Origin of the sequence: Streptomyces bambusae, assembly GCF_019400985.1 — a bacterium.
GTDB lineage: Bacteria > Actinomycetota > Actinomycetes > Streptomycetales > Streptomycetaceae > Streptomyces > Streptomyces bambusae_A.
Genome location: NZ_WTFF01000001.1, coordinates 41,237 through 61,450 on the forward strand (window position 1 = coordinate 41,237; position 20,214 = coordinate 61,450).

20 protein-coding genes and 1 pseudogene are annotated in these 20,214 nt (G+C 72.0%); 11 read left to right on the top strand and 10 right to left on the bottom strand.

Annotated features, from left to right (window positions below):
• Positions 1–2: 2 nt before the first annotated feature.
• Positions 3–1,289 (bottom strand): MFS transporter, encoded by a 1,287-nt coding sequence (locus GPJ59_RS00130; protein ID WP_219664048.1) that lies wholly within the window; start codon positions 1,287–1,289, stop codon positions 3–5.
• Positions 1,286–2,665 carry an MBL fold metallo-hydrolase gene (locus GPJ59_RS00135; RefSeq protein ID WP_219664049.1) on the bottom strand — a complete coding sequence of 460 codons (1,380 nt, stop codon included), beginning with the start codon at positions 2,663–2,665 and terminating at the stop codon, positions 1,286–1,288. The genes GPJ59_RS00130 and GPJ59_RS00135 overlap by 4 nt, the downstream gene beginning before the upstream one ends.
• 94 nt (positions 2,666–2,759) lie before the next feature.
• Here GPJ59_RS00135 and GPJ59_RS00140 point away from each other — a divergent pair, with 94 nt between their 5' ends.
• Positions 2,760–3,437, top strand: coding sequence for an ArsR/SmtB family transcription factor (locus tag GPJ59_RS00140; RefSeq protein ID WP_219664050.1), 678 nt, complete (start codon positions 2,760–2,762; stop codon positions 3,435–3,437).
• A 206-nt stretch (positions 3,438–3,643) separates the two neighbouring features.
• Positions 3,644–4,060, top strand: coding sequence for a GerW family sporulation protein (locus GPJ59_RS00145; RefSeq protein ID WP_219664051.1), 417 nt, complete (start codon positions 3,644–3,646; stop codon positions 4,058–4,060).
• 70 nt (positions 4,061–4,130) lie between these two features.
• On the opposite strand, the gene GPJ59_RS00150 is transcribed toward GPJ59_RS00145, so the two are convergent.
• Both GPJ59_RS00150 and GPJ59_RS00155 read right to left on the bottom strand, forming a co-directional pair.
• Positions 4,131–4,526 (bottom strand): DUF2267 domain-containing protein, encoded by a 396-nt coding sequence (locus tag GPJ59_RS00150; RefSeq protein ID WP_219664052.1) that lies wholly within the window; start codon positions 4,524–4,526, stop codon positions 4,131–4,133.
• A gap of 200 nt (positions 4,527–4,726) precedes the next feature.
• Complete coding sequence (locus GPJ59_RS00155) at positions 4,727–5,155, bottom strand: Hsp20/alpha crystallin family protein (RefSeq protein ID WP_219664053.1); 429 nt, start codon at positions 5,153–5,155, stop codon at positions 4,727–4,729.
• 185 nt (positions 5,156–5,340) lie between these two features.
• Here GPJ59_RS00155 and GPJ59_RS00160 point away from each other — a divergent pair, with 185 nt between their 5' ends.
• Entirely contained in the window at positions 5,341–5,997 is a 657-nt protein-coding gene (locus GPJ59_RS00160) for a hypothetical protein (RefSeq protein WP_219664054.1), read from the top strand.
• A gap of 51 nt (positions 5,998–6,048) precedes the next feature.
• Here GPJ59_RS00160 and GPJ59_RS00165 read toward each other — a convergent pair whose 3' ends face one another.
• On the bottom strand, positions 6,049–6,690 hold the full coding sequence (locus GPJ59_RS00165; protein WP_219664055.1) for an endonuclease: 642 nt from the start codon (positions 6,688–6,690) through the stop codon (positions 6,049–6,051).
• 167 nt (positions 6,691–6,857) lie between these two features.
• Between GPJ59_RS00165 and GPJ59_RS00170 the strand changes: the two genes are divergently transcribed.
• The 3 genes from GPJ59_RS00170 (at position 6,858) to GPJ59_RS00180 (ending at position 9,540) form a co-directional block, all read left to right on the top strand.
• Positions 6,858–7,151: a hypothetical protein gene (locus GPJ59_RS00170; protein WP_258023623.1), complete on the top strand. Its 294-nt coding sequence runs from the start codon at positions 6,858–6,860 to the stop codon at positions 7,149–7,151.
• Between the two features lie 343 nt (positions 7,152–7,494).
• Positions 7,495–8,292 (top strand): nucleotide exchange factor GrpE, encoded by a 798-nt coding sequence (gene grpE / locus GPJ59_RS00175; RefSeq protein ID WP_308120053.1) that lies wholly within the window; start codon positions 7,495–7,497, stop codon positions 8,290–8,292.
• A 249-nt stretch (positions 8,293–8,541) separates the two neighbouring features.
• On the top strand, positions 8,542–9,540 hold the full coding sequence (locus tag GPJ59_RS00180; protein ID WP_219664104.1) for a zinc-binding alcohol dehydrogenase family protein: 999 nt from the start codon (positions 8,542–8,544) through the stop codon (positions 9,538–9,540).
• Here GPJ59_RS00180 and GPJ59_RS00185 read toward each other — a convergent pair.
• The 3 genes and pseudogenes from GPJ59_RS00185 to GPJ59_RS00195 all read right to left on the bottom strand — a co-directional run.
• A pseudogene (locus tag GPJ59_RS00185) lies at positions 9,530–9,823 on the bottom strand (flotillin domain-containing protein); the annotation flags it as partial. The gene GPJ59_RS00180 and the pseudogene GPJ59_RS00185 overlap by 11 nt on opposite strands.
• 101 nt (positions 9,824–9,924) lie before the next feature.
• Positions 9,925–11,223 (bottom strand): ArsB/NhaD family transporter, encoded by a 1,299-nt coding sequence (locus GPJ59_RS00190; RefSeq protein ID WP_219664056.1) that lies wholly within the window; start codon positions 11,221–11,223, stop codon positions 9,925–9,927.
• Positions 11,220–11,687: a CBS domain-containing protein gene (locus tag GPJ59_RS00195; RefSeq protein ID WP_219664057.1), complete on the bottom strand. Its 468-nt coding sequence runs from the start codon at positions 11,685–11,687 to the stop codon at positions 11,220–11,222. The genes GPJ59_RS00190 and GPJ59_RS00195 overlap by 4 nt, the downstream gene beginning before the upstream one ends.
• A 465-nt stretch (positions 11,688–12,152) precedes the next feature.
• Here GPJ59_RS00195 and GPJ59_RS00200 point away from each other — a divergent pair, with 465 nt between their 5' ends.
• Together GPJ59_RS00200 and GPJ59_RS00205 are read left to right on the top strand one after the other, a co-directional pair.
• Entirely contained in the window at positions 12,153–13,526 is a 1,374-nt protein-coding gene (locus GPJ59_RS00200) for a TrkH family potassium uptake protein (protein ID WP_308120054.1), read from the top strand.
• Positions 13,519–14,241, top strand: coding sequence for a potassium channel family protein (locus GPJ59_RS00205; protein WP_219664059.1), 723 nt, complete (start codon positions 13,519–13,521; stop codon positions 14,239–14,241). The genes GPJ59_RS00200 and GPJ59_RS00205 overlap by 8 nt, the downstream gene beginning before the upstream one ends.
• On the opposite strand, the gene GPJ59_RS00210 is transcribed toward GPJ59_RS00205, so the two are convergent.
• Positions 14,234–14,527 carry a hypothetical protein gene (locus GPJ59_RS00210; protein WP_219664060.1) on the bottom strand — a complete coding sequence of 98 codons (294 nt, stop codon included), beginning with the start codon at positions 14,525–14,527 and terminating at the stop codon, positions 14,234–14,236. The two genes, GPJ59_RS00205 and GPJ59_RS00210, sit on opposite strands and share 8 nt — an antisense overlap.
• 275 nt (positions 14,528–14,802) lie before the next feature.
• Between GPJ59_RS00210 and GPJ59_RS00215 the strand changes: the two genes are divergently transcribed.
• Both GPJ59_RS00215 and GPJ59_RS00220 read left to right on the top strand, forming a co-directional pair.
• A complete protein-coding gene (locus GPJ59_RS00215) occupies positions 14,803–16,020 on the top strand; it encodes a cation:proton antiporter (protein ID WP_219664061.1) in 1,218 nt (405 codons plus the stop codon).
• 53 nt (positions 16,021–16,073) lie between these two features.
• Positions 16,074–16,697, top strand: coding sequence for a hypothetical protein (locus GPJ59_RS00220; RefSeq protein WP_219664062.1), 624 nt, complete (start codon positions 16,074–16,076; stop codon positions 16,695–16,697).
• Between the two features lie 46 nt (positions 16,698–16,743).
• Here GPJ59_RS00220 and GPJ59_RS00225 read toward each other — a convergent pair whose 3' ends face one another.
• The gene (locus GPJ59_RS00225) at positions 16,744–18,693 is read right to left on the bottom strand and encodes an NAD-binding protein (RefSeq protein ID WP_219664105.1); all 1,950 of its coding nucleotides are present in this window, start codon (positions 18,691–18,693) and stop codon (positions 16,744–16,746) included.
• A 440-nt stretch (positions 18,694–19,133) separates the two neighbouring features.
• Between GPJ59_RS00225 and GPJ59_RS00230 the strand changes: the two genes are divergently transcribed.
• Positions 19,134–20,195, top strand: coding sequence for a PucR family transcriptional regulator (locus GPJ59_RS00230; RefSeq protein ID WP_219664063.1), 1,062 nt, complete (start codon positions 19,134–19,136; stop codon positions 20,193–20,195).
• Positions 20,196–20,214: the final 19 nt, after the last annotated feature.

Consider the following 20,214-nt stretch of genomic DNA (forward strand, 5'->3'; position numbering starts at 1 on the left):
CATCATCCCGTTCTCCCGGACGGCGGCGCGCTGATCCAGCGGGCGGCGAGGAGTCCGGAGGCGGCTGTGAGGGCGGCGGCGGCGATGACGGTGGCGTCGAGGCCGAGCCAGTCGGCCAGGATGCCGGCGACCAGGGCGCCGACCGCGTAGCCGATGTCCCGCCAGAAACGGTACGTACCGAGCGCGCCCACCCGCCAGGCCGGGTGGGCGTGGTCGGAGACGGACGCGATGAGGGCTGGATAGACCATCGCCGTGCCCAGGCCGAGCGCCACCGCGGACAGGATTCCGGCGAGCAGGGGCCGGTCGAGCAGGGCGAGGGCGATGACGAAGCCGGCGGCCTGCACGAGCATGCCGTAGACGATGAGGGGTTTGCGGCCGATGCGGTCGGCGAGGTGGCCGGTGGGGATCTGCCCGAGGCCCCACAGGATGGGGTAGAGGCCCTTGATCAGACCGACGGCGGCGAGCCCGAGGCCGTGGTCGGTGAACAGGAGCGGGAAGACGCCCCAGGTGAGGCCGTCGTTGAGGTTGTTGACCAGTCCGGCCTGGCTGGCGCCGCGCAGTGAGCGGTTGCGCCACGAGGTGCGGGTGAACGTGGCCTTCAGGCCGGTGTCCTCGTCGGTGGGCAGGGGCTTGGGGTGGTGGGCGAGTTCGAGGGCGACGTGGGCGGCGGTGTCGCGGACGACGAGGGACAGAGCGAGGCCCGCGGCGACGAAAACAACGCCGATGAGCTCGGGGACGGGGCGCAGGCCGTATGCGGTGGCGAGGTAGCCGGTGAGGAGGGCGGTGACGCCGACGGCGGTGTAGCCGGCGGCCTCGTTCAGGCCGGTGGCCAGGCCGCGTCGTGAGGGGCCGACGAGGTCGATCTTCATGTTGACGGTCATCGACCAGGTCAGGCCCTGGTTCAGACCGAGTAGGACGTTGGCCGCGACGATCCAGCCCCACGACGGCGCGTAGGCGAGGGCGAAGGGGACGGGGATGCCGATCAGCCAGCCCGTCACGAGGAGCTGCTTGCGGCGGAAGCGCGCCGTCAGCGCCCCGGCCGCCAGGTTCGTGAGGGCCTTGGTGAGGCCGAACGCGATGATGAACGAGAAGACGGCCAGGTCGCTGGTCAGGCCGAAGGTCTCGGAGCCGATGAGCGGGACGGTGGTGCGTTCCAGGCCGACCAGGCCGCCGACGCAGATGTTGACGATGACCAGCAGGGTGAACTGGAGCCAGTTCTCGCGCAGGCCGAGGCGTACCGGACGACCGGAGGCGTTCGTCGGTGCCGTCGAGGTGGGGTCAGCCGTCACGAGCGCGTGTCCTCCGTGCCCTGGACGAGCTGCTCGCCGTGTGCGGCGGCGTAGTCGGCCGGTCCGCCGTCGAGCACGGCCACATCGGTGTGACCGGCGCGTTCGAGGAGGCTGGCGGCGGTCATGGCGCGCTCGCCGTGCCCGCAGGCCACGACCGCGCCCTCGGGGGCGTCCGCAGCTGTGCGCGTGAGGCTGCCCAGTTCGATGTTGACCGCGCCGGGGACGTGTCCGGCGGCGAACTCCGACTCCTGCCGCACGTCGACGTAGGGACGGTTGTCCGTCCGGTCGGCCGTGACGAACGCGGTGGTGGCAAGCCGGTGGCCGGCAGCGGTCCAAGCGGGCATCCCGCCCGCGAGGCGGCCGGCGAGGCGCTCGTATCCGATCTTGTACGCCTGCCAGACGATCTCGCTCAGGTCCTGGCCGTCGGCGGTGACGAAGGCGAGCGGGGCGGTGTCGGGCAGGAGCCAGCCGAGCCAGGTGGCGAACTGGCCTCGCAGGGGTATGGAGAGCGATCCGGGTATGTGGCCGGCGGCGTAGTCGGCGGCCGGCCGTACGTCGACGGCGTGGCCGCCGTCCGCGACGAGGGTGCGGACCTGCTCGGCGGAGAGCTCGGTCAGCAGCGGGGTGCCGGTGACGATGCCGGGACCGCGTCGGTTGGCCTCGCCGAGGTGGTCGAAGTAGGCGGGGTAGGTGCCCAGGCTCGCGATGAGCTGGGAGACGAAGGTGTCCTCGTCGGGCGCGGCGAGCAGCGGATTGGCCCGCTTCTCGGCGCCGACGGTGGAGGTGCGTTCGCTGCCCGGTGGGGCCGAGCAGAAGGAGCCGGCGCCGTGCGTGGGCCATACGGCCGTCTGGTCCGGCAGGGCGGTCAGCCGCTTGAGGGAGTGGTACTGGGCGCGGGCCAGCTCCTCCGTACGGTCGGCGCCGAGGAGGTCGGTGCGGGCGGCGGAGTTCACGATCAGCGACCCGCCGGTGAAGACGCCCAGTTCGCTCCGGCCGTCCAGCAGCAGGAAGGAGAGGTGCTCGTCGGTGTGGCCGGGGGTGGCCAGGGCCCGCAGGGTCAGCCCGCCGAGGTCGACCTCGTCACCGTCGACGAGGCCCTGGTGGTCGAAGGCCCGGTTGCCGGCGGCGGAGGCCAGGACCCGGGCGCCGTGGTCGCGGCCGAGCTGGACGGCACCGGAGAGGAAGTCGGCGTGCAGGTGGGTATCGGCCGCGTACGTCACGGTCAGACCACGTCGCTCGGCGGCGGCATGCAGGGCGCGCAGGTCACGGCTCGCGTCGACGGCGAGAGCGCGGCCATCGCCCAGGTCGACGAGGTAGGCGCTGTTGCCGAGTCCTTCGTCGACCAGCGGGATCAGGTGATCTTCGGGGAAACCCATCGAGCTGTCCTTCACGAGAAGAAGGGACGGGCGGTGGGCGGGGCATCGCCGCCCGACATCAGTTACAGTAATCCATAGATATTTGGAGGATGCAATGCGGAACGCCGGCACCAGCGGCACGAAGGCCGCGCTCTACGACGCGTTCGCCGCCAGCGGCAAGGCGCTGGCCAGCGGAAAGCGCTTGGAGCTGCTTGATCTGCTCGCCCAGGGCGAGCGCACCGTGGACGCCCTGGCCAAGGCCGCCGGGCTGAACTTGACCACCGCATCGGCGCATCTGCAGACCCTCAAGCAGGCCGGCTTCGTCGCCACCCGACGCGAAGGCGTCCGGATCCACTACCGGCTCGCCGGCGACGACGTCGCCCAGCTCTTCGCCCTCCTGCGCAAGGTCGCCGACCGCCACCAGGCCGCCGTTCCCGCCGCCCGGGACGCCTACCTGGGCGAGGACGGCGCCGCGGAGGTCACCCACGAGGAACTCCTGGCCCGGATCGACGCCGGCAACGTGGTCGTGCTCGACGTCCGGCCGCCGGAGGAGTACCTCGCCGGACACATCCCCGGCGCGGTCTGCATCCCGGTCGCCGAGCTGACCGACCGGATCGGCGAGCTGCCCGAGGACACCGAGGTCGTCGTCTACTGCCGCGGCGAGTACTGCGCCCTCGCCTACGACGCCGTACGCCTGCTCACCGACCACGGCCGACGGGCGGTCCGGCTCGACGACGGCATGCTCGAGTGGCGCCTGGCCGACCTCCCCGTGCGCGCCGGGACGACGGCGTGAACCGTAGGGACCTGCTGTCTGGCCGCGGCTGACGGGCGGCTGCCACACTGGCCGCGACTGGCTGCGACACCCGGAGAACCATCTCCGCCGCAGGCTTCACCCTGATCACCGTCGACCGCTTCACCTTCCCCGAGAGCAGGATCCCGGTGCCGGCCGGCGCCCAACATTCCCGGCACCGCCGTACGCGATGACCACGGAGGCACCCCATGACCGCCCCGGACGACCAGACCCAGCCCGCCCCAGCAGCGGAGTCGACCATCGCCCGCGCCTCCGCCGACCTGCTGGAACACCTGGCGGACAAGCTCGGAGCGCGGGCCTCCGTACGGGCCGTCTACGGCGAGCCCGTCACCAGCGGCGCCGTCACCGTCATCCCCGTCGCCGAGATCGCCTACGGCTTCGGCGGCGGCGCCGGCCGGGACAGCACGGCGGCCAAGCACGGCGAAGGAGGAGGGGGCGGCGGAGGAGCCGCGGCCCGGCCCCGCGGCTTCATCGTGATCAAGGACGGAACCGCCGTCTACAAACCCGTCCGAGACCCCTGGATGAGCATCGTCGTGCCACTCGCCGCCTTCGTGACCGGCATGGCCGCCGCTCGCCTTGCCCGGCGGTGGGCCCAGAGGGCTTGACCTTCGGGTCGGGTCACTTCGAGTACGCCTGACCCCCAGCCGCTTCTCGGACAGCGGCCCGCGACGGGCGTCACGAGGTCTGCGGGCGGCCGAAGAGCACGTCGTAGCCGGGTGGGAGCTGGAGCAGGACGTTGTGCATGAGGTCCTCGTCGAGGGAGTCGGCCACGACACTGAGGACCGCGCTGACGTCCCATGCGGCGGTCTGCTCGGTCGCGCCGTCGATCCAGGCGGCCGTGGCTCGTACGAATCTCTGGGGATCGAGGGGCTCTGCGGCCTGCAGCGGGTTGAGGAGGATGAGGGCATAGGTCTCGGGAAGCCGGGCGGCCACCCGCGCCCGGTCCTCCCCGGCCAAGTGAGCGCCCAGGAGGGCGAGGACGACGCGGGCGGCCCGGTCGGCCTCCTCGTGGCTGCCGTATTCACCGCGCTCGCGGACCTGCTGTATGAAGGCGTCCCATCGCATGGTCATGAGGGTTTCTCCTGCTCACCACGCGTGCGCGAACCCGGACTTGCCGAGGCGTGGACGGAGGTCGGGCAGGACGACTGCCCCGTTCCCGTCGCGTGGCGTACCGCTCGCGTGCCGTACCGCCGCCCGGGAGGGAGCCGGGCGGCAGTCGGGCGGCAGTCGGGCGGCGGTACCCGCCTGTGGGCTTCCGGAGCCGGCGCGTGTCAGCTGCTGATCTGCTTGCGGGCTCCGTCGCCGATGGCGATCTTCCGCGGCTTGGCGCGTTCCGCGATCGGAATGCGCACGGTGAGCACTCCGGCGTCGTAGTCGGCCTCGATGTTCTCGGTGTCGAGGGTGTCGGCCAGCACGACCTGTCGCGAGAAGACACCCAGAGGCCGCTCGGAGAGTTCCATCTGGGCCTCGTCCGACTTCGCGACGGGCCGGCGCTCGGCCTTGACCGTCAGCATGTTCCGTTCGACGTCGATGTCGATGGCCTCCTTGGACACGCCGGGGATGTCGAAAGCGATCACGTACGCGTCGCTTTCGCGGTAGGCGTCCATCGGCATGACCGAGGGCTTGGACCAAGTGCCCGGGCCCAGCAGCTGCTGGGCGAGACGGTCCATCTCACGGAAGGGATCAGTGCGCATCAGCATGGAAGTACACCTCCGGTCTCTGCATCGGATGCCAGTGCGCTTCAGGTTTCTGTTGTAGCATGTCATCGAAGCGATGACAAGGGTCAGTGTCAGCGGAATGATGACTTCATTCCGCTGTGGGTAGCCGTAGCCTGACGACGATCCGGCCCGGCAAGCACGCCGGGCCGACGCACCGGGAGGTAGACGTGACAACGCCCGAGCCGGCCGGCTCGCCGGTATCGTTCCTGGCCGCCGCGGCTGCCCTTGAGGTGATCGACGGGGCCGTACGGGATGCCCACGCGCAGCGGGCGGACGCTCCGGACGACGCGCGGGCGGCGCTCGCCGCCCTCCTGCTGCTGCGGGAGGTCCGCGAGCGGCTCGCGTCCTGGGAGAGCGGACTGATCGAGACCGCGCGAGCGGCGGGGGCGAGCTGGGCGGATCTGTCGGGGCCTTTGGGTGTCTCCAGCCGGCAGGCGGCCGAGCGGCGCTACCTGCGGCTGCGGCCCGGTGCCGCCGGAAGCACGGGTGAGCAGCGCGTCCAGGCCACGCGTGATTCGCGTGCGGCGCAGCGCATCGTGAACGCCTGGGCACGGCAGAACGCCGCGGATCTTCGTCAGCTCGCAGGCCAGATCAGCGCGCTGACCGGCCTGGACACGGCGGCAAGCGCCTCGATCGGCTACGTCCGCGACGCCCTCGCGGGTGACGACGTCGCCGATCTGCTCGGCCCGCTCGCCGCGGCCGAACCGCACATACGCCGCAGGCACCCGGACCTCGCCGACCGCATCGAGACGCTGACCCGGCAGACCGACAGGGTCCGCCAGGCAGGCGACCCGCGGCGTCAGAGAACAGAAAGCCCGGAGTGACCGCTCCTGCTGGACCACGTCCCGTGCCCGGCGTGGCGCAGCGCGGCGGGCTTATGCGGCCACCCGGAGTTCGTCTTCTGCGCTCCTGGTGAGGCTGATCCGTATCAGGGCTGCGGCGAGCCGGGCCAGGTCCTTCGGCGGTACCAGGTTCGCGAGGCCGGCGGGCGTGTGGGGAAGCCCGAGCCGGCCGGCGGCCTCGCAGGAACGTTCGTCGAAGAACGGGCGCACCTGCGGCCAGACGGCCTGGACCTCCCGGCAGAAGATGTCCGCGCCGACCGGTCCGATCCTGGGGAACTCCTGGAGCAGCTCCCGCAGGTGTTCCGTGTCACCGGCGGCCTGCTCCCGGAGACTCCGCAGGTCCCCGCGGTAGTGGTCGAGCAGGAGCTGGGCGCTGTCACCGAGGGCGGTCGCGGTGCTCTCGTCGTACCGAACGTAGTGTGCGCGGCCGAGCGCGTCCACGCGTTCCTGCCAGCCGGAGTCCGCCATCGCCCGGGGTGTCCGCAGCCCTGCCGCGAACAGCTCGCGGGCTGCGGCTGTGGCCGTCTGCGCCCTGATGCGGACCGAACACAAGATGGTGAGCACCAGCAGCTGGAACAGCGGGGCGGGCTTGTCGCGGAGGGTGATACCGGCTTCGTCGGCATAGGTCTGCCCGTAGTCGCCGAGCAGCCGCTTCGTCACTTCCGCTCTGTCCACGGGATGCTCCTCTCCATGCCTCGATCCGTCATGTTCGCCTCGGCAGGCAAGGCGGTGGCCGGCCTCCTTCTACGCGGCTACCCGCGTGGCGTCGGCCGACACGGATCGGCGGCGCGGAGGGAGGATCGTGCCTTCCGGCCCGCTGACCACGCCGGGCGGGCGGCGCGGTGGTGGTGTGGGCGCCGGAGTTCTGGGAGTTTCCGGCGTGGGCGGCCGGCGCCGACCTGATGTTCGCGGAAGCGGCGGGATGGGACCGGCGGATCCGCTTCCGGGGCGGGGTCGGCGGCCACGCGTACGTGCTGGAGGTGGGGCGCGAGGCGATCCGGCACGGAGTACGGCGCCTGGTGTACGCGCACATCGGCCGGCCGTGCCTGCGGGCGATGGACGCGGGACTGCGGCCGCAGTGGGGCGAGTGGGGGCGCGAGGGCCGGACGTACGCCCTGAGCTGCCCCGGGCGATGACGAGGGGCCGGGCATCCGGAACGGCCGCTCTCGTCGGCCAGAGCCTGCCCGGCCCGCTCGGCATCGTCGCCGGGCCGGACGGTGACCCACCGACCGGCTACCCGGGACGGCGCATGCTACGCACCGCCCGACCAGGGCGTGAACGCGCCGGTACGGGAGAGACCGGACCGGGTTGGACTCGTGCCGGCGGAGGCCGACCCGCCACCCGAGCTGTCGCCGAGATCCGCGCATGGCTGCGGCCGGGGCGGGCAGGCGCCCGTCGTCAGGCAGTACCGCGGCCGTGTGCCCGCCTGTCTGGCCTTGGCCGCGTGCGTTCTCCGTGGCCGAGGCGGACGGAGTGCCCGTGGCCGGCATCGCCGCCGTGGCCGGTCAGTTCGCCGTGCCGGTCGCATGGACCCCGTACTTCGCCGTCGACGACGCCGACCAGGCGGTGGCCCGGATCCGCGAACGCGGCGGCAGCGTCGCCGTCGGGGCCCCGTCACCTACCCGCCGCCCGGCCCGTAGCCGAAGGGAGCTCACGATGAGCAGCCCGAACGAATCCCGGCCGCACGAGGAGCAACCCTCGGTGGTCATCCGGGACAGGCGACGAATCGACCCGGAAACCCTCCAGCCCCGGGAGCCCGACGAGGAGACCCCCGAGCGGGAAGGGGGCGAGCACGTGCTCGGGACGCCGGACCGGGCCGGCGCCCTCGAGGCCCAGCTCGCCGAACGCACGGCCGAGCTACGGCGGGTGGAGGCGGAGTACGAGAACTACCGCAAGCAGGTGCAGCACGACCAGGCCGCCATCAGCGAGATCGCCACCGCCAAGGTCCTCGACAGCCTCCTGCCGGTACTCGACGCCATCGACCGCGCCCGCGGGCTCGGCGAGGTCAACGGCAGTCTGTGGGCCGTGGCCGAGGCCCTGGAGGAACGGCTCGCGGACCTCGGGCTGGAGCGCGTGGGCACGGCAGGCGAACCCTTCGACCCCGCCCGCCACGAAGCCGTCGGCCACCAGGTCTCCGACGACGTCGACACCCCGGTCTGCACAGCCGTCGTACGGCCCGGCTACCAGGTCGGCACACGGCTGCTCCGACCGGCCCAGGTATCGGTCACGGAACCCCCGGACCAGGCACCGCCGGCAGCGACAGCGCCCGACAGCTGAGACTGCCCAGGAGCCGTCCCCCCACCCCCAGTTCGCCGCCCCCCAGGGCCGCGATGCGGGGCTCAGAATTGCGACTCGTCCCGGGCCCTTCACGTTCTCTCGGAGGCGTGCGCGACCGCGTACTCGACGTACGTGGGCGTGGGGAGCGCTTGCGGGCCAGTAAATACGCTCGGGACTTGGCGCCGGATTCGCCGGTCATCGGCAGCAGAGCAGTGGAGGCCCGAGGTGAACAGCCGGATCCCGAGAACGATGCAGGCGTGGATCTGCCCCGCCGGGCAGCCGGGCACGACCAGGCTCGTGAAGCTGCCCGTTCCGGTGCCGGCGCCGGACGAGCTGTTGGTCCAGGTCGCTGCCTGCGGGGTGTGCCGGACCGATCTGCACATCCGCGACGGCGACCTGCCACCCCACCGGGACCAGGTCGTCCCCGGCCACGAGGCCGTCGGCGACGTCGTCGCCACCGGCAGCCACGTCACGACGCCGGCCGTCGGCTCCCGGGTCGGCATCCCCTGGCTCCGCGACACCTGCGGCGTGTGCCGCTTCTGCACGCGCGGCCGGGAGAACCTCTGTCCCTCGTCCCGCTACACCGGCTGGGACGCAGACGGCGGTTACGCCGAGTACGCGACAGTGCCCGCGCCGTACGCCTACCCGATGCCGACCGGATACAAGGCCGAGGAGCTGGCCCCGCTGCTGTGCGCGGGCATCATCGGCTACCGGGCCCTGCTCCGCGCCGAACTCCCACCGGGCGGCCGGCTCGGCATCTACGGGTTCGGGGCCTCGGCCCACCTCACCGCCCAGCTCGCCCTCGCCCAGGGAGCCACCGTCCACGTCCTCACCCGGTCGTGGGCAGCCCAGGCGCTCGCCCTGGAGCTCGGCGCCGCCTCAGCGGGAGACGCTCCGACGGGGCCGCCCGAGCCACTGGACGCCGCGATCCTCTTCGCCCCGGACGGCGCCCTCGTCCCCGTGGCCCTGGAGGCACTGGACAGCGGCGGAACCCTGAGCATCGCGGGCATCCACCTCACCGACATCCCGCCGCTGGACTACGAGCACCACTTCTTCCGCGAACGCACCATCCGCAGCACCACCGCCAACACCCGCCAGGACGGACGCGCGTTCCTCGCAGCCGCCGCCGAACACCGGCTGCGCCCGACCCTCACGCTGTACGACTTCAGGCACGCCGACACGGCACTCGACGACCTCGCCGCCGGCCGGGTCCGCGGAGCGGCGGCCCTTCGGATGGTCAGCCGGTGATCTCCACCTTGCCGTTGGCGGCGGCGGGCTCGGGCTTGGGTGTGGTGAGGCCCTTGAGGAGCTGGGTGAGGTCGACTCCGGTGGTGGAGCCGAGGAGTTCCATGCCCTGGGCGACGTTGTCGGCGACCGTACGGGACAGCTTGCTCGCGCCGTCGGTGGAGATGACGGTCATCTTGTCGATGGCGGACAGGGGTTCGGCTGCCTTGGCGACGACCTGCGGCAGGGCCTCGACCAGCATCTGGACCATCGCCGCGTCGCCGTAGCGCTCGTACGCGTCGGCCTTTACCCAGGGTCCGCCGCACGGCGGCGCAGTGTTGAGAACCCGTCAGGACATCGGGTGGATCACTCCTTGCGGCCGCTCGGTGGCGCCGTACGCAGGTCGTCTCAGGCCAGGGCGAAGTAGCGCAGCCAGAGGTAGAGCGCGGCCACGGCGACCGTGGCGGCGGTGACGACGAGGCCGTACTTGGTGAACTGCCAGAAGGAGATCGGCTGACGGTTGCGTTCGGCGATGCCGAGGACGACGACGTTGGCGGAGGCGCCGATGGCGGTGGCGTTGCCGCCGAGGTCCGCGCCGAGCGCCAGGGCCCACCACATGACGTGGTCGGGGTCGCCGCCCATGTCGGTGACCAGTTCGCTGGTGATGGGGGCCATGGTGGCGACGTACGGGATGTTGTCGACGATCCCGGACAGGACGGCGGAGCCGCCGAGCAGCAGCATGGACCCGCCGAGTTCGGCGCCGCCTATCGCGTCCGCCAGGGAGCCGGCGAGCTCGCCGATGACGCCGGTCTCGATGAGGGAGCCGACCATGACGAACAGGCCGGCGAAGAAGGCCAGGGTGGGCCACTCCACCTCGCCGAGGACCTCGCCGGTCTCGACCTTGGAGATCGCCACGAGCAGGCCCGCGCCGAGGAGGGCCACGACACTGGGCTCGTAGTGCAGCACGGGGTGGAGGACGAATCCGGCGACGACCAGGGCGAGGATGCCCAGGCCCTGGGCGAGGAGGCGGGGGTTCTTGATGGCCTCGCGCTCGCGCAGCTCCATGACCTCGGCTGCGCGCTTCTCGTCGTAGACGAAGTACTTCGCGAACATCACCCGGCACAGCAGCACGAGGACGACTATCAGGAGCGCGCAGAGCGGGGCGAGGTGGACCAGGAAGTCGTTGAAGGTCAGGCCGGCCCGGCTGGCGATGATGATGTTCGGCGGATCGCCGACCAGCGTGGCGGTGCCACCGACGTTCGAGGCGAGGACCTCGGCGATCAGGAAGGGAGCGGCCGGCAGTCGCAGCCGGTCGCACACCAGCAGGGTGACCGGGGCGACCAACAGGACCGTCGTGACGTTGTCCAGCAGCGCCGATGCCACGGCGGTGATGACGATCAGCATGGCCATCACCCGGAACGGGCGGGCCTTGGCCTTCTTCACGGACCAGATCGCCAGGTACTCGAAGAGGCCGGTCCGCTTGAGCACGCCGACGATCATCATCATGCCGAGCAGCAGGAAGATGACGTTCCAGTCGATGCCGGTCTCGGCGGAGTGGAAGGCGGAGGCGTCGTCGGTGGCGCCGATGGCCAGCATCAGCCCGGCTCCGCCCAGGGCGGCGGCGACGCGGTGGACCCACTCGGTGATGATCAGGACGTAGACACCGGCGAAGACGGCGACCGCGGCCCAGCTCTGCCAGTTGCTCACGCCTGGCCCCCCGCCGCGAGCAGGTGCCGCATCAGGGCGGCGGCCGAGACGACCCCGAGGAGCCGGCCCTGGTCACCGACGTACTCGATCACGGCGACGAGCGGGACGTGCGTACGGGCCATGGTGGCCGCGATCTCCATCGTCCCCGCGTCCGGGCCGACGTACGGCGGCTTGAACGTACGGGCCGGCAGCCACTGCGCGACCGTCTTGCCCACCAGGCTCTCGGCCATGGCCTCGGCGTGCCGCTCGTCGATGACCGGCGCGAGCAGCGGGTCCTCCATCACGTACTCGGGCACGAGCTGGCGCACCAGCTGGGAGCCGGGGACGGCGGCGTACGGGGTGCCGTCGGTGTCCAGGACCAGCAGCGCGGGCAGATTGCGCTCGGCCAGCAGCCGGACCGCGTCCACGGCGCTGTCGTCGGTGGTGACGTGCGGATAGGGCTCGGCGAGATCACGGGCGGACATGGCGCTACTCCTGGTGGGGTGTGTTGCTGGGGCGGGAACCGCGAGACCGCCGCGGGAGGTGGTCCTTGCGCGGACGTCCGGTGGATCGGGCCTCGGATCGGCCACGGGGCCACGTCGGCAGATGCCGTCATCCGGAGGGGTTCGTGCGAACCGCCGCGGCGGACGCGGTGCCGTCGGGCACCGAACAGCGACGAGCGTCATGAAGCCGGGCCCCGATCTGCGAAGAGAGTTGTCCCTTGTTCGCCGACCAGGCTTCCCGGCACACCAGCAGCAACTTTATAGGTTTCTTACAGCTTCTTGACGAGTCTCTGACGGCAGTTCGGCGCGCCGCAGACTGCCGGACTCCGGCAGGGAAGTCGGGACAGTGGCCGACTCGGGGGAGAGGATTGACAGCCGCCGGTCCTTGACGCGATCTTGATGCTCCGGCCCAATGGCGGTGTCGAATCATGGAAGAAGGGCCGGCACGTGGCTGGACGTATCGCGCGGGTGTGGCAGGCGGTGTTCACCGCCCACCCGGCCCGCACGGTGGTGTCGGCGTTCGCGCTGGTCATCATCCTCGGCTCGGCCGCTCTGATGCTGCCGGCGGCATCAGCCGACGGCTCGGTCACCAGCCCTCTCACCGCGCTGTTCACGGCGACCTCGGCCGTGTGCGTCACCGGGCTGGTGGTCGTGGACACCGCCGAGCACTGGTCCACGTTCGGTGAACTGCTGATCCTCGCGCTGATCCAGGTCGGCGGGTTCGGGATCATGACCATGGCGTCCCTGCTGGCGCTCCTGGTCTCCGGGCGGCTGAGACTACGGATGCAGCTGACCGCGGCCGCGGAGACCAAGAGCCTCGGCCTGGGCGACGTACGCCGTGTCCTGCTCGGTGTCGCGGGCTGCACACTCGTCGTCGAGCTGGCGGTCGGCGCGTTCCTGGCGCAGCGCCTGCGGTTCGGCTACGGCTTCGGCTTCGGCGAGGCCGTCTACTCGGGCCTCTTCCATTCCGTCTCGGCGTTCAACAACGCCGGGTTCGGTCTGCACGGCGACAGCATCACCCGGTACGCCCAGGACCCCTGGGTCACGATGCCCATCGCGGTGGCCGTGATCCTGGGCGGCCTGGGCTTTCCCGTCCTGCTGGAACTCATGCGGCACCGCAACCGGCAGCGGACGACCGGTCTGCGCAACTGGTCGCTGCACACCCGGCTGACCCTGGTCACCTCGGCCGCCCTGCTGGTGGTCGGGACCGTGCTGACCTGCCTGCTCGAGTGGACCAACCCCGGCACGCTCGGCCCGTTCGACTGGGGGCAGAAGGTCCTCAACGGTTTCTTCTACTCGGCGATGAGCCGCACGGCCGGCTTCAACGCCATCGACATGGGCGCCCTGAACGCCTCCACCGTCCTGTTCACCTGCACGCTGATGTTCATCGGCGGCGGCAGCGCGGGCACCGCCGGCGGGATCAAGGTCACCACCTTCTCCGTGCTGGCCGCCGCCATGGCGGCCGAGGTGCGCGGCGAGCCCAACTCCACCGTCATGGGCCGCCGCCTCGCCCCGCACGCCCTGCGGCAGGCCCTGACCGTGGCCCTGCTCGGCGTAGGGCTGGTCATCGCTGCCACGCTCGCGCTGCTGACCGTGACCAAGGCCCCCGCGGAGGCGGTGCTCTTCGAGGCCGTCTCCGCCTTCGGCACGGTCGGCCTGTCCACGGGCATCACCGCGGACATCCCGGTCTCCGGTCAGCTGATCCTGATCCTGCTCATGTTCATCGGCCGCCTCGGCCCGATCACCCTGGTCTCCTCGCTCGCCCTGCGCGAACGAGTGCGCCGCTACCAGCTACCCGAGGAGCGACCCGTCATTGGGTAACTACCTGCACAACCTGCGCCGACGCCGCCACAAGCGACTGCGGGACGTCGCCGGCCACGCGGCCGCCGACCAGCGCGTCGCCGTCATCGGCCTGGGCCGGTTCGGCAGTTCCCTGGCGAACGAGCTGACCCGCCGCGGCTGGGACGTGCTGGGGATCGACACCGACTCCACGCTCGTCCAGAAGCACAGCGACATCCTGACCCACTCGGCCGTCGCCGACTGCACCGACCCCGTCGTCATGCGCCAGCTCGGCGTCGGGGACTTCCCCAGCGTCGTCGTGGGCATCGGTACGGACATCGAGGCCAGCATCCTGATCGCCTCCAACCTGCTGGAGGAAGGCGTGCCCAACATCTGGGCCAAGGCCATCAGCCGCCAGCACGGCCAGATCCTCGAACGCCTCGGCGTCCACCACGTCGTCCTGCCCGAGCACGAGATGGGCGAACGCGTCGCCCACCTCGTCACCGGCCGCATGCTCGACTTCATCGAGTTCGACGACGACTATGCGCTCGTCAAGACCATCACCCCGACCACGATCACCGGGGTCCCGCTCGGCGAGAGCGCCGTACGCACCCGCTACGGCATCACGGTCGTCGGCATCAAGCGTCCGGGGCAGGGCTTCACCCACGCCACCGCCGAGACCGTCGTCGAAAAGGGCGACGTCATCATCATCACCGGCAAGACCCGGGCCGTCGAAACCTTCGCCGAGCTCAGCTGACCCGCCCGGTCCGCCACGTCGCCACGCCGAGCACCAGGGCTCCCGCCACTGCCAGTACACCGCCCGCCGCCGTGAACGCCAGTGTCGTGTCCGGCGAGGCGCCGGCCAGCCGGGGTACGACGTTGGCCGGCGCGGTCGCGTAGATCAGCAGGAAGGCGGCGCCCCGCGCCCGAACCGGTACGAGACGGGCGCGCAGGCGGCGCGGAACCCGGTCGGCGAGCATGGCGAGACCTGCGGGAAGCAGGGTCAGGGAGAACAGGATCAGGGCGGTCCACTGCCACTTCATGGGGGCGGTCCTTCTGCAGTACGTGATGCATGGGTGGGTGATCAGCCGACCAGACTTCCCGGCACACCACGCGTCGCCCGGCGACGCGCCGGCTGCACGTTACAGGCGCCTGCAGGTCCGGGGCCAGGGGAGCCGTCGGCAACGGGCGGTCCGGAATTCTGCCGCTAAGGCCTCGTCAACACACCGTAAGGGGCGTGTAAAGTCCACGGTGGCGTGCCGGGAAGTCTGGTCGGCGATCAGGGGACAACTCTCTTCGCAGATCGGGGCTTCCTGCCATGGTGCTCGTCGCTGTCTTCGGTGTCGCGCTGCTCGTCGCGGTGCTGCTGTCCGGGCTCGCCGCCAGGACCGTACTGTCCACGTCACTGCTGTTCCTGCTCGGCGGAGCGCTCGTCAGCGACGGCTTCCTCGGACTGGTCCACATCACCGCCGACAGCGAGATCGTCGCCGTGACCGCCGATCTCGCGCTGTTCGCGGTGCTGTTCACCGACGGCATGCACGTCTCGTTCCCCAAGCTCCGGGAGAACTGGAAGAACCCGGCCCGCGCGCTGGGACTGGGGATGCCGCTCGCCATGGTCGGCATGGCGCTGATCACGCACTACCTGGTGGGCCTGGACTGGACGACGTCCTTCCTCGTCGGTGCCGTGCTGGCGCCGACCGACCCCGTGTTCGCCTCCGCGATCGTGGGGCGCAAGGAGGTCCCGGCGAAGCTGCGGCAGCTGCTGAACGTGGAGAGCGGCATCAACGACGGCCTCGCCCTGCCCGTCGTGCTGATCCTCATCGCCGCCGCCGGACCCACCTCCTCCCACGCGGAGGCCTCGCTCGGCATGATCAGCCTGGAGCTGGCGCTGGGCCTGGCCTTCGGCATCGTGCTGCCGCTGGCGGTCACCGCCCTGGTCAGGTTCCGGCTCCTGGGCGCGGAGCCGAAACTCCAGCCGCTGCTGCCGCTGGCCACCGGGATCATCCTCTACGGGCTGTGCCACCTCACCCACGCCAACCCCTACCTCGCCGCCTTCTCCGCCGGCGCGGTCTTCACCGCCGCCTCCCCCGAGGCCAAGACCGCCTTCGAGCCACTGGGCGAGGCACTTGCAGAGCTGGCCAAATTCGCCGCGCTGCTGGTCTTCGGCGCGCTGCTCACCCCGCAGCTGTTCGGCGACCTCTCGCTCGGCGGGTACGTCGCCGTGGTGCTGGCGATCGTGCTCATCCGCCCCGCATCGCTGCTGCTCTCACTGATCGGCACGGGGTTCGAGCGCCGGCAGAAGCTGGTGGCGGCCTGGTTCGGTCCCAAGGGCTTCGCCTCGGTCGTCTACGGACTGCTGGTCCTCCAGGCCGGAATCCCCCAGGGCGAACAGGCCTACACACTGATCGCCGTCTGCATCGCCTTCTCGATCATCGCCCACAGCAGCACCGACGTCCCCATCGCCCGCCTCTTCCACGTCGACGAGGACACCGCGCCCGCGGCCCACCGACCGGTGCCGGCAGGGCAGGCGGTGTGAGGGGGATCGGCCGCAGGCACGCAAGAAGCGCAGGAAGCGCAGGAAGCGCACAGATGCTGCGCGGAGCCCGCCGCCGCGAGATGCGGCTCGCCCAGCGCGATCGGGTGCAAGCCCTCGCCGCCACCGTGGAACCGCCCACGGAGCCGCTGGTCTGGCGGAGCGGAACCACGGCTCGGATCGCCGCAGTCCTGTGGTGTGTGACGTTCGCGGCGTTGACCGTGCCGCCCGTCGGCGGGAGCCTGGCCGCTCCGGACATCGGCGGTCTGGTCTTCGCCGTCTGGACCTCGCTGGTCGCGGGCTGGGCCGCCTGCCGGGTGGCCCTGTGGCGGGTCACCGCCGACCGGGACGGCGTACGCGTCCGCCGCCTGTGGTCCACCACCTTCCTGTCCTGGTCGGTCATCAGCCACGTCGAGGCCCGCCGCGACGGCCTCCTGGAGTTCGTCGGGCCTCCGGGGGAGCCGATGGGAGGACTGTTCCGACCGCCGTGGCTGAGCCGCCGCCTCGGCCTCCCGGACACCCTCGGTGAGGTCGCCGACACGCTGACCGCCATGGCCCTCCACCCCCGGCTGCGCGCACCGGCCGAGGCCGACCGCGCGCTGTCAGGCACACCGTTCGCCCGGTGGGCGATCCCGCTGGGGCTCCTGCTCTGTCTCGCCCGCGATCTCGTCCACCGTTGACCCGGCACCGGGCTCAGGCGTCGCCGCGGCTACGACCGGCAGCTGATCACATCTCTCCCGGCCCGGTGGGTGCCGTACCGATGGAGCCTCCCGTGAGGTCTGCGCGGCGTCCGAGCAGCTCGGCGAGACCGAGGCGCGTCGCGGCCAGCACGACACGGTCCTCGGGCCGCAGTACGTAGCCGGGGTGGAGCTCCCACACCAGGCCCGTGTGCCGGCCCGGTGCTCTGCCGTCGGTGGTCGAGGCGAGGTCGGGCCGGCGGTCTTCCGGGGCAGCGGTGTCCAGGGCGATCACCCGCCAGGCGCCGGGACGGAAGGATTCAGCGATGGTCCTGCCCTGCAGCTGCGGGTGACCGCTGACCTCGATGGCGGCGAACAGCAGCACCCGGCGCTCCACGGGTATCGCGCCGAGGATCTGGCGGCCCATCATGGCTCCGGCGAAGGCGGGAGCGGCGAGGTGGGTGACGCTGCGGCTGCGGGTGAGCGCCTCCGGGTGCGCGGCCCGCAGGGTGCGGTAGACGGCGGCGGAGAAGTCGTCGTCGTACAGCCGCAGCACCGCCCTCAGGTCCGGCTCGACCGAGCGGGCGTAGAGAGCGGCCTCCAGGTTCGTGGTGTCCGAGCTGGTCAGCGCGAGCAGGGCGTGCGCGCGGTGGATCCGGGCCGCCTCCAGGACGCCTTCCTCGGTGACGTCACCCAGCACGACCGGAACCCGTAGGCTGCGGGCGAGGGCCAGCCCCCGGGCCTCGGGGTCGGACCCCACGCACACGACCGGGATCTCCAGTTCCCGCAGCCTGGCCAGGACCCGGGTGCCGACCTTGCCCAGGCCGAGCAGGACGACGTGCCCCGACAGTGTGCGGGGCGGGCGGCGCAGGACCGTGGCCGTGCGGAAGGCCCCCAGCCCTTCCAGGGCCGCGGCCACCAGCACGGGCAGGATCAGCATGCCGACCAGGCCGGCGAGGATCTGGAGCAGCTGGCGCCCGGCCGGTTCCTCGACAGCCGGGTCGTTGATCGCGAAGATGTCGAGGAGGGTCATGTAGGCGGCGTGCAGAGGGTGGTCCCCGGTCGTGGCCCAGGCGGCCAGGGCCAGGGCGCCGACCGCGGCCGCCAGGCCGAACAGCGCCCAGCGCAGGCGCCGGGAGAACAGCGACCCCATGGGCAGCGCCGCCGTGGCGAGCCGCGGCCCGGACCGCTGGGGGCCGGCGTAGGAGACCGTCTCCAGGGCGACCACGCCCCGGCCGGTCGCCGCCGCGACCGCCCGGTCGTCCGGCAGCAGCTGCGGACCCCGCTCCCCGCTGTGCTCGGCGCCCTCGGCGCCGGCCGGGTCGGCCGTCGTCGCGGACAGCAGCGCCAGGGTGCACAGCCCCGGATCGGCCACTTCCCCCCGGCCGGGCGGAGTGCGCTCCACGGCCCGCAGCAGCAGCCCGTCCGCCTGGACGACCTTGCCCGTGCCCGCGACCGCGGTCGCCGCCAGTGCGGGCGCGGCCGTGTCGGCATCGGAGAGCACGGTGGTCGAGGAGTCGAGCTCCCGCAGGTCGACGGTGGGGTCGGCGACGATCGCCGCCTGGTCCAGCAGCTCCTCCAGGTGCTGGCCCAGCTTGCGGTTGTAGAGCCGGATCACCAGCCGCAGCCTCGGATTCAGCCGCCGGGCCACGAGCGCCGCGCGCAGATTGGTCTCGTCGTCCTCGTAGACCAGCGCCAGTGCCGAAGCGCCGGCCACCCCCGCGGTGGTCATCACCTCCTCGGTGGGCTCGGCCGCCTCCACCCACCGCAGCTCCCGCCCGCCCGGCTGCCGCTCGGCGGAGTCTCCCGGACGAGGCCTCGCGGACGGCACCCGGGCCGACAGGCCGGCGCCGAGCCCGGATCCGCCCCCGAAACGCCCGTCCGGCCGCGTCCGGCCGGCCGGACGTGCGGGCACCACGAGGGTCACCCGCTCCCGGTAGACGTCGCGCAGCTCAGCCCCGAGGCGGTGGGCCAGCCCGTCGTCCCCGCAGACGACCATCCGGCCGCCCGTGTCGGCGAGTTGGCGTGGTGAAGCAGTCGAAGTCACTACCCAAGGATGCACCGGGCCCCCTCACGTCCCCGAGGGCCACATCCTCAGCGGGCGCGGGCGCTCCCGCACGTAGCCCGCCCGCACAGTCGGACGGAGAGGGGGACGGCAGGGCCGTCCGCCCTGCCGTCCCCCTCTCCCCTCCCCCGCCGCCGGAGCCCCCCGCCTCCCCCGGCGACGCGCGAGACCGCCCCACCTCCCGGCTCCGAAGCGCGGTGGGACGGCGGTGCGTTCACGGCCTGATGATGCAGGCGCCCGCCCGGTCACCGCATTGCCGGTGACCGGCAGTCTTTACGCTGCCCTGATGCCGGTGTCGGCTGCGTCCTTGCGGCATGTCACCCTGGTCGGCGTCAAGGGCGTGTCAGGGACGCGTCGGGATCGGGGTGGGAATCATGGCGGAACGTGGCACGGCGGAGGAGTATCTGGCGGGGTACGCGCAGATGCTGCTGGATGCCTGCGCCACCGGCCGCCGCCTCACCCGCGCGGAGCTGGACGTCCGCCGGGCGGAGGGTGAGCGGGCGGCGGAAGCCAACCTGAGCCTCCGCGACCTCGTACGCGCGCACCTGGCCGAGGCGCGGAACGTGCAGGAGACGCTGGCCCCGGCGCCGGCCCTGAGCCTGCTCGGGGTCGTCGAGCAGGCCGTGGACGCCTTCGCCGAAGGCTTCGACCGGGCCTCGCAGCTGGCGGTACGTCAGGAGGAGGCGGCCCGGCGGGAGTTCATCGACGACCTCCTCTACGGCGGCAGCGACCTCGGCCGGCTCGCGGAGCGAGCCGAGCGCTTCGGCATGCGCCTGTCCCGCGCCCACGCGGTGGCCGTCGCCACCGGCCCCGAACCGTACGGGGACGGCTATCCGGTCGCCCGCGGCATCGAAACGGCCGTCCACACCCGCTTCGGCAACCGGCACACCCTGCTGACCACCAAGGACGGCCGCCTGATCTGCGTCGCGCCGGGCGATCAGCCCGAGGTCCTCGCCTTCTTCGCCAAGCAGGCGTACGCCGCGACCGACGGCGGCCGGGTCGCCGTGGGCCGCGCCCATCCCGGACCGGGAGGTGTCGTCCACTCCTACGAGGAAGCCCTCAACGCCCTGGACCTCGCCGACCGGATGAACCTGGAGGGACCGGTCCTGCACGCCGCCGACCTGCTCGTCTACCCCGTTCTCGCACGGGACCGGCAGGCGATGGCCGACCTAGTGGAGACCACGCTCGGCCCGCTCCGCCAGGCACGCGGCGGGGCTCAGCCATTGGTCGACACCCTCGTCGCCTACTTCGACAGCGGCTGCGTCGCCGTCGAGGCCGCCCGCCGCCTCTCGCTCAGCGTGCGCGCCCTGACGTACCGCCTGGAGCGCATCCGCGCCCTCACCCAGACCGACCCGGGCGACCCCCGCCACCGCTACACCCTCCAGACCGCGGTCATCGGGGCCCGGCTGCTCGGCTGGCCGGACGCCTCAGCGTGACCCGGGACCACGGCCTGTG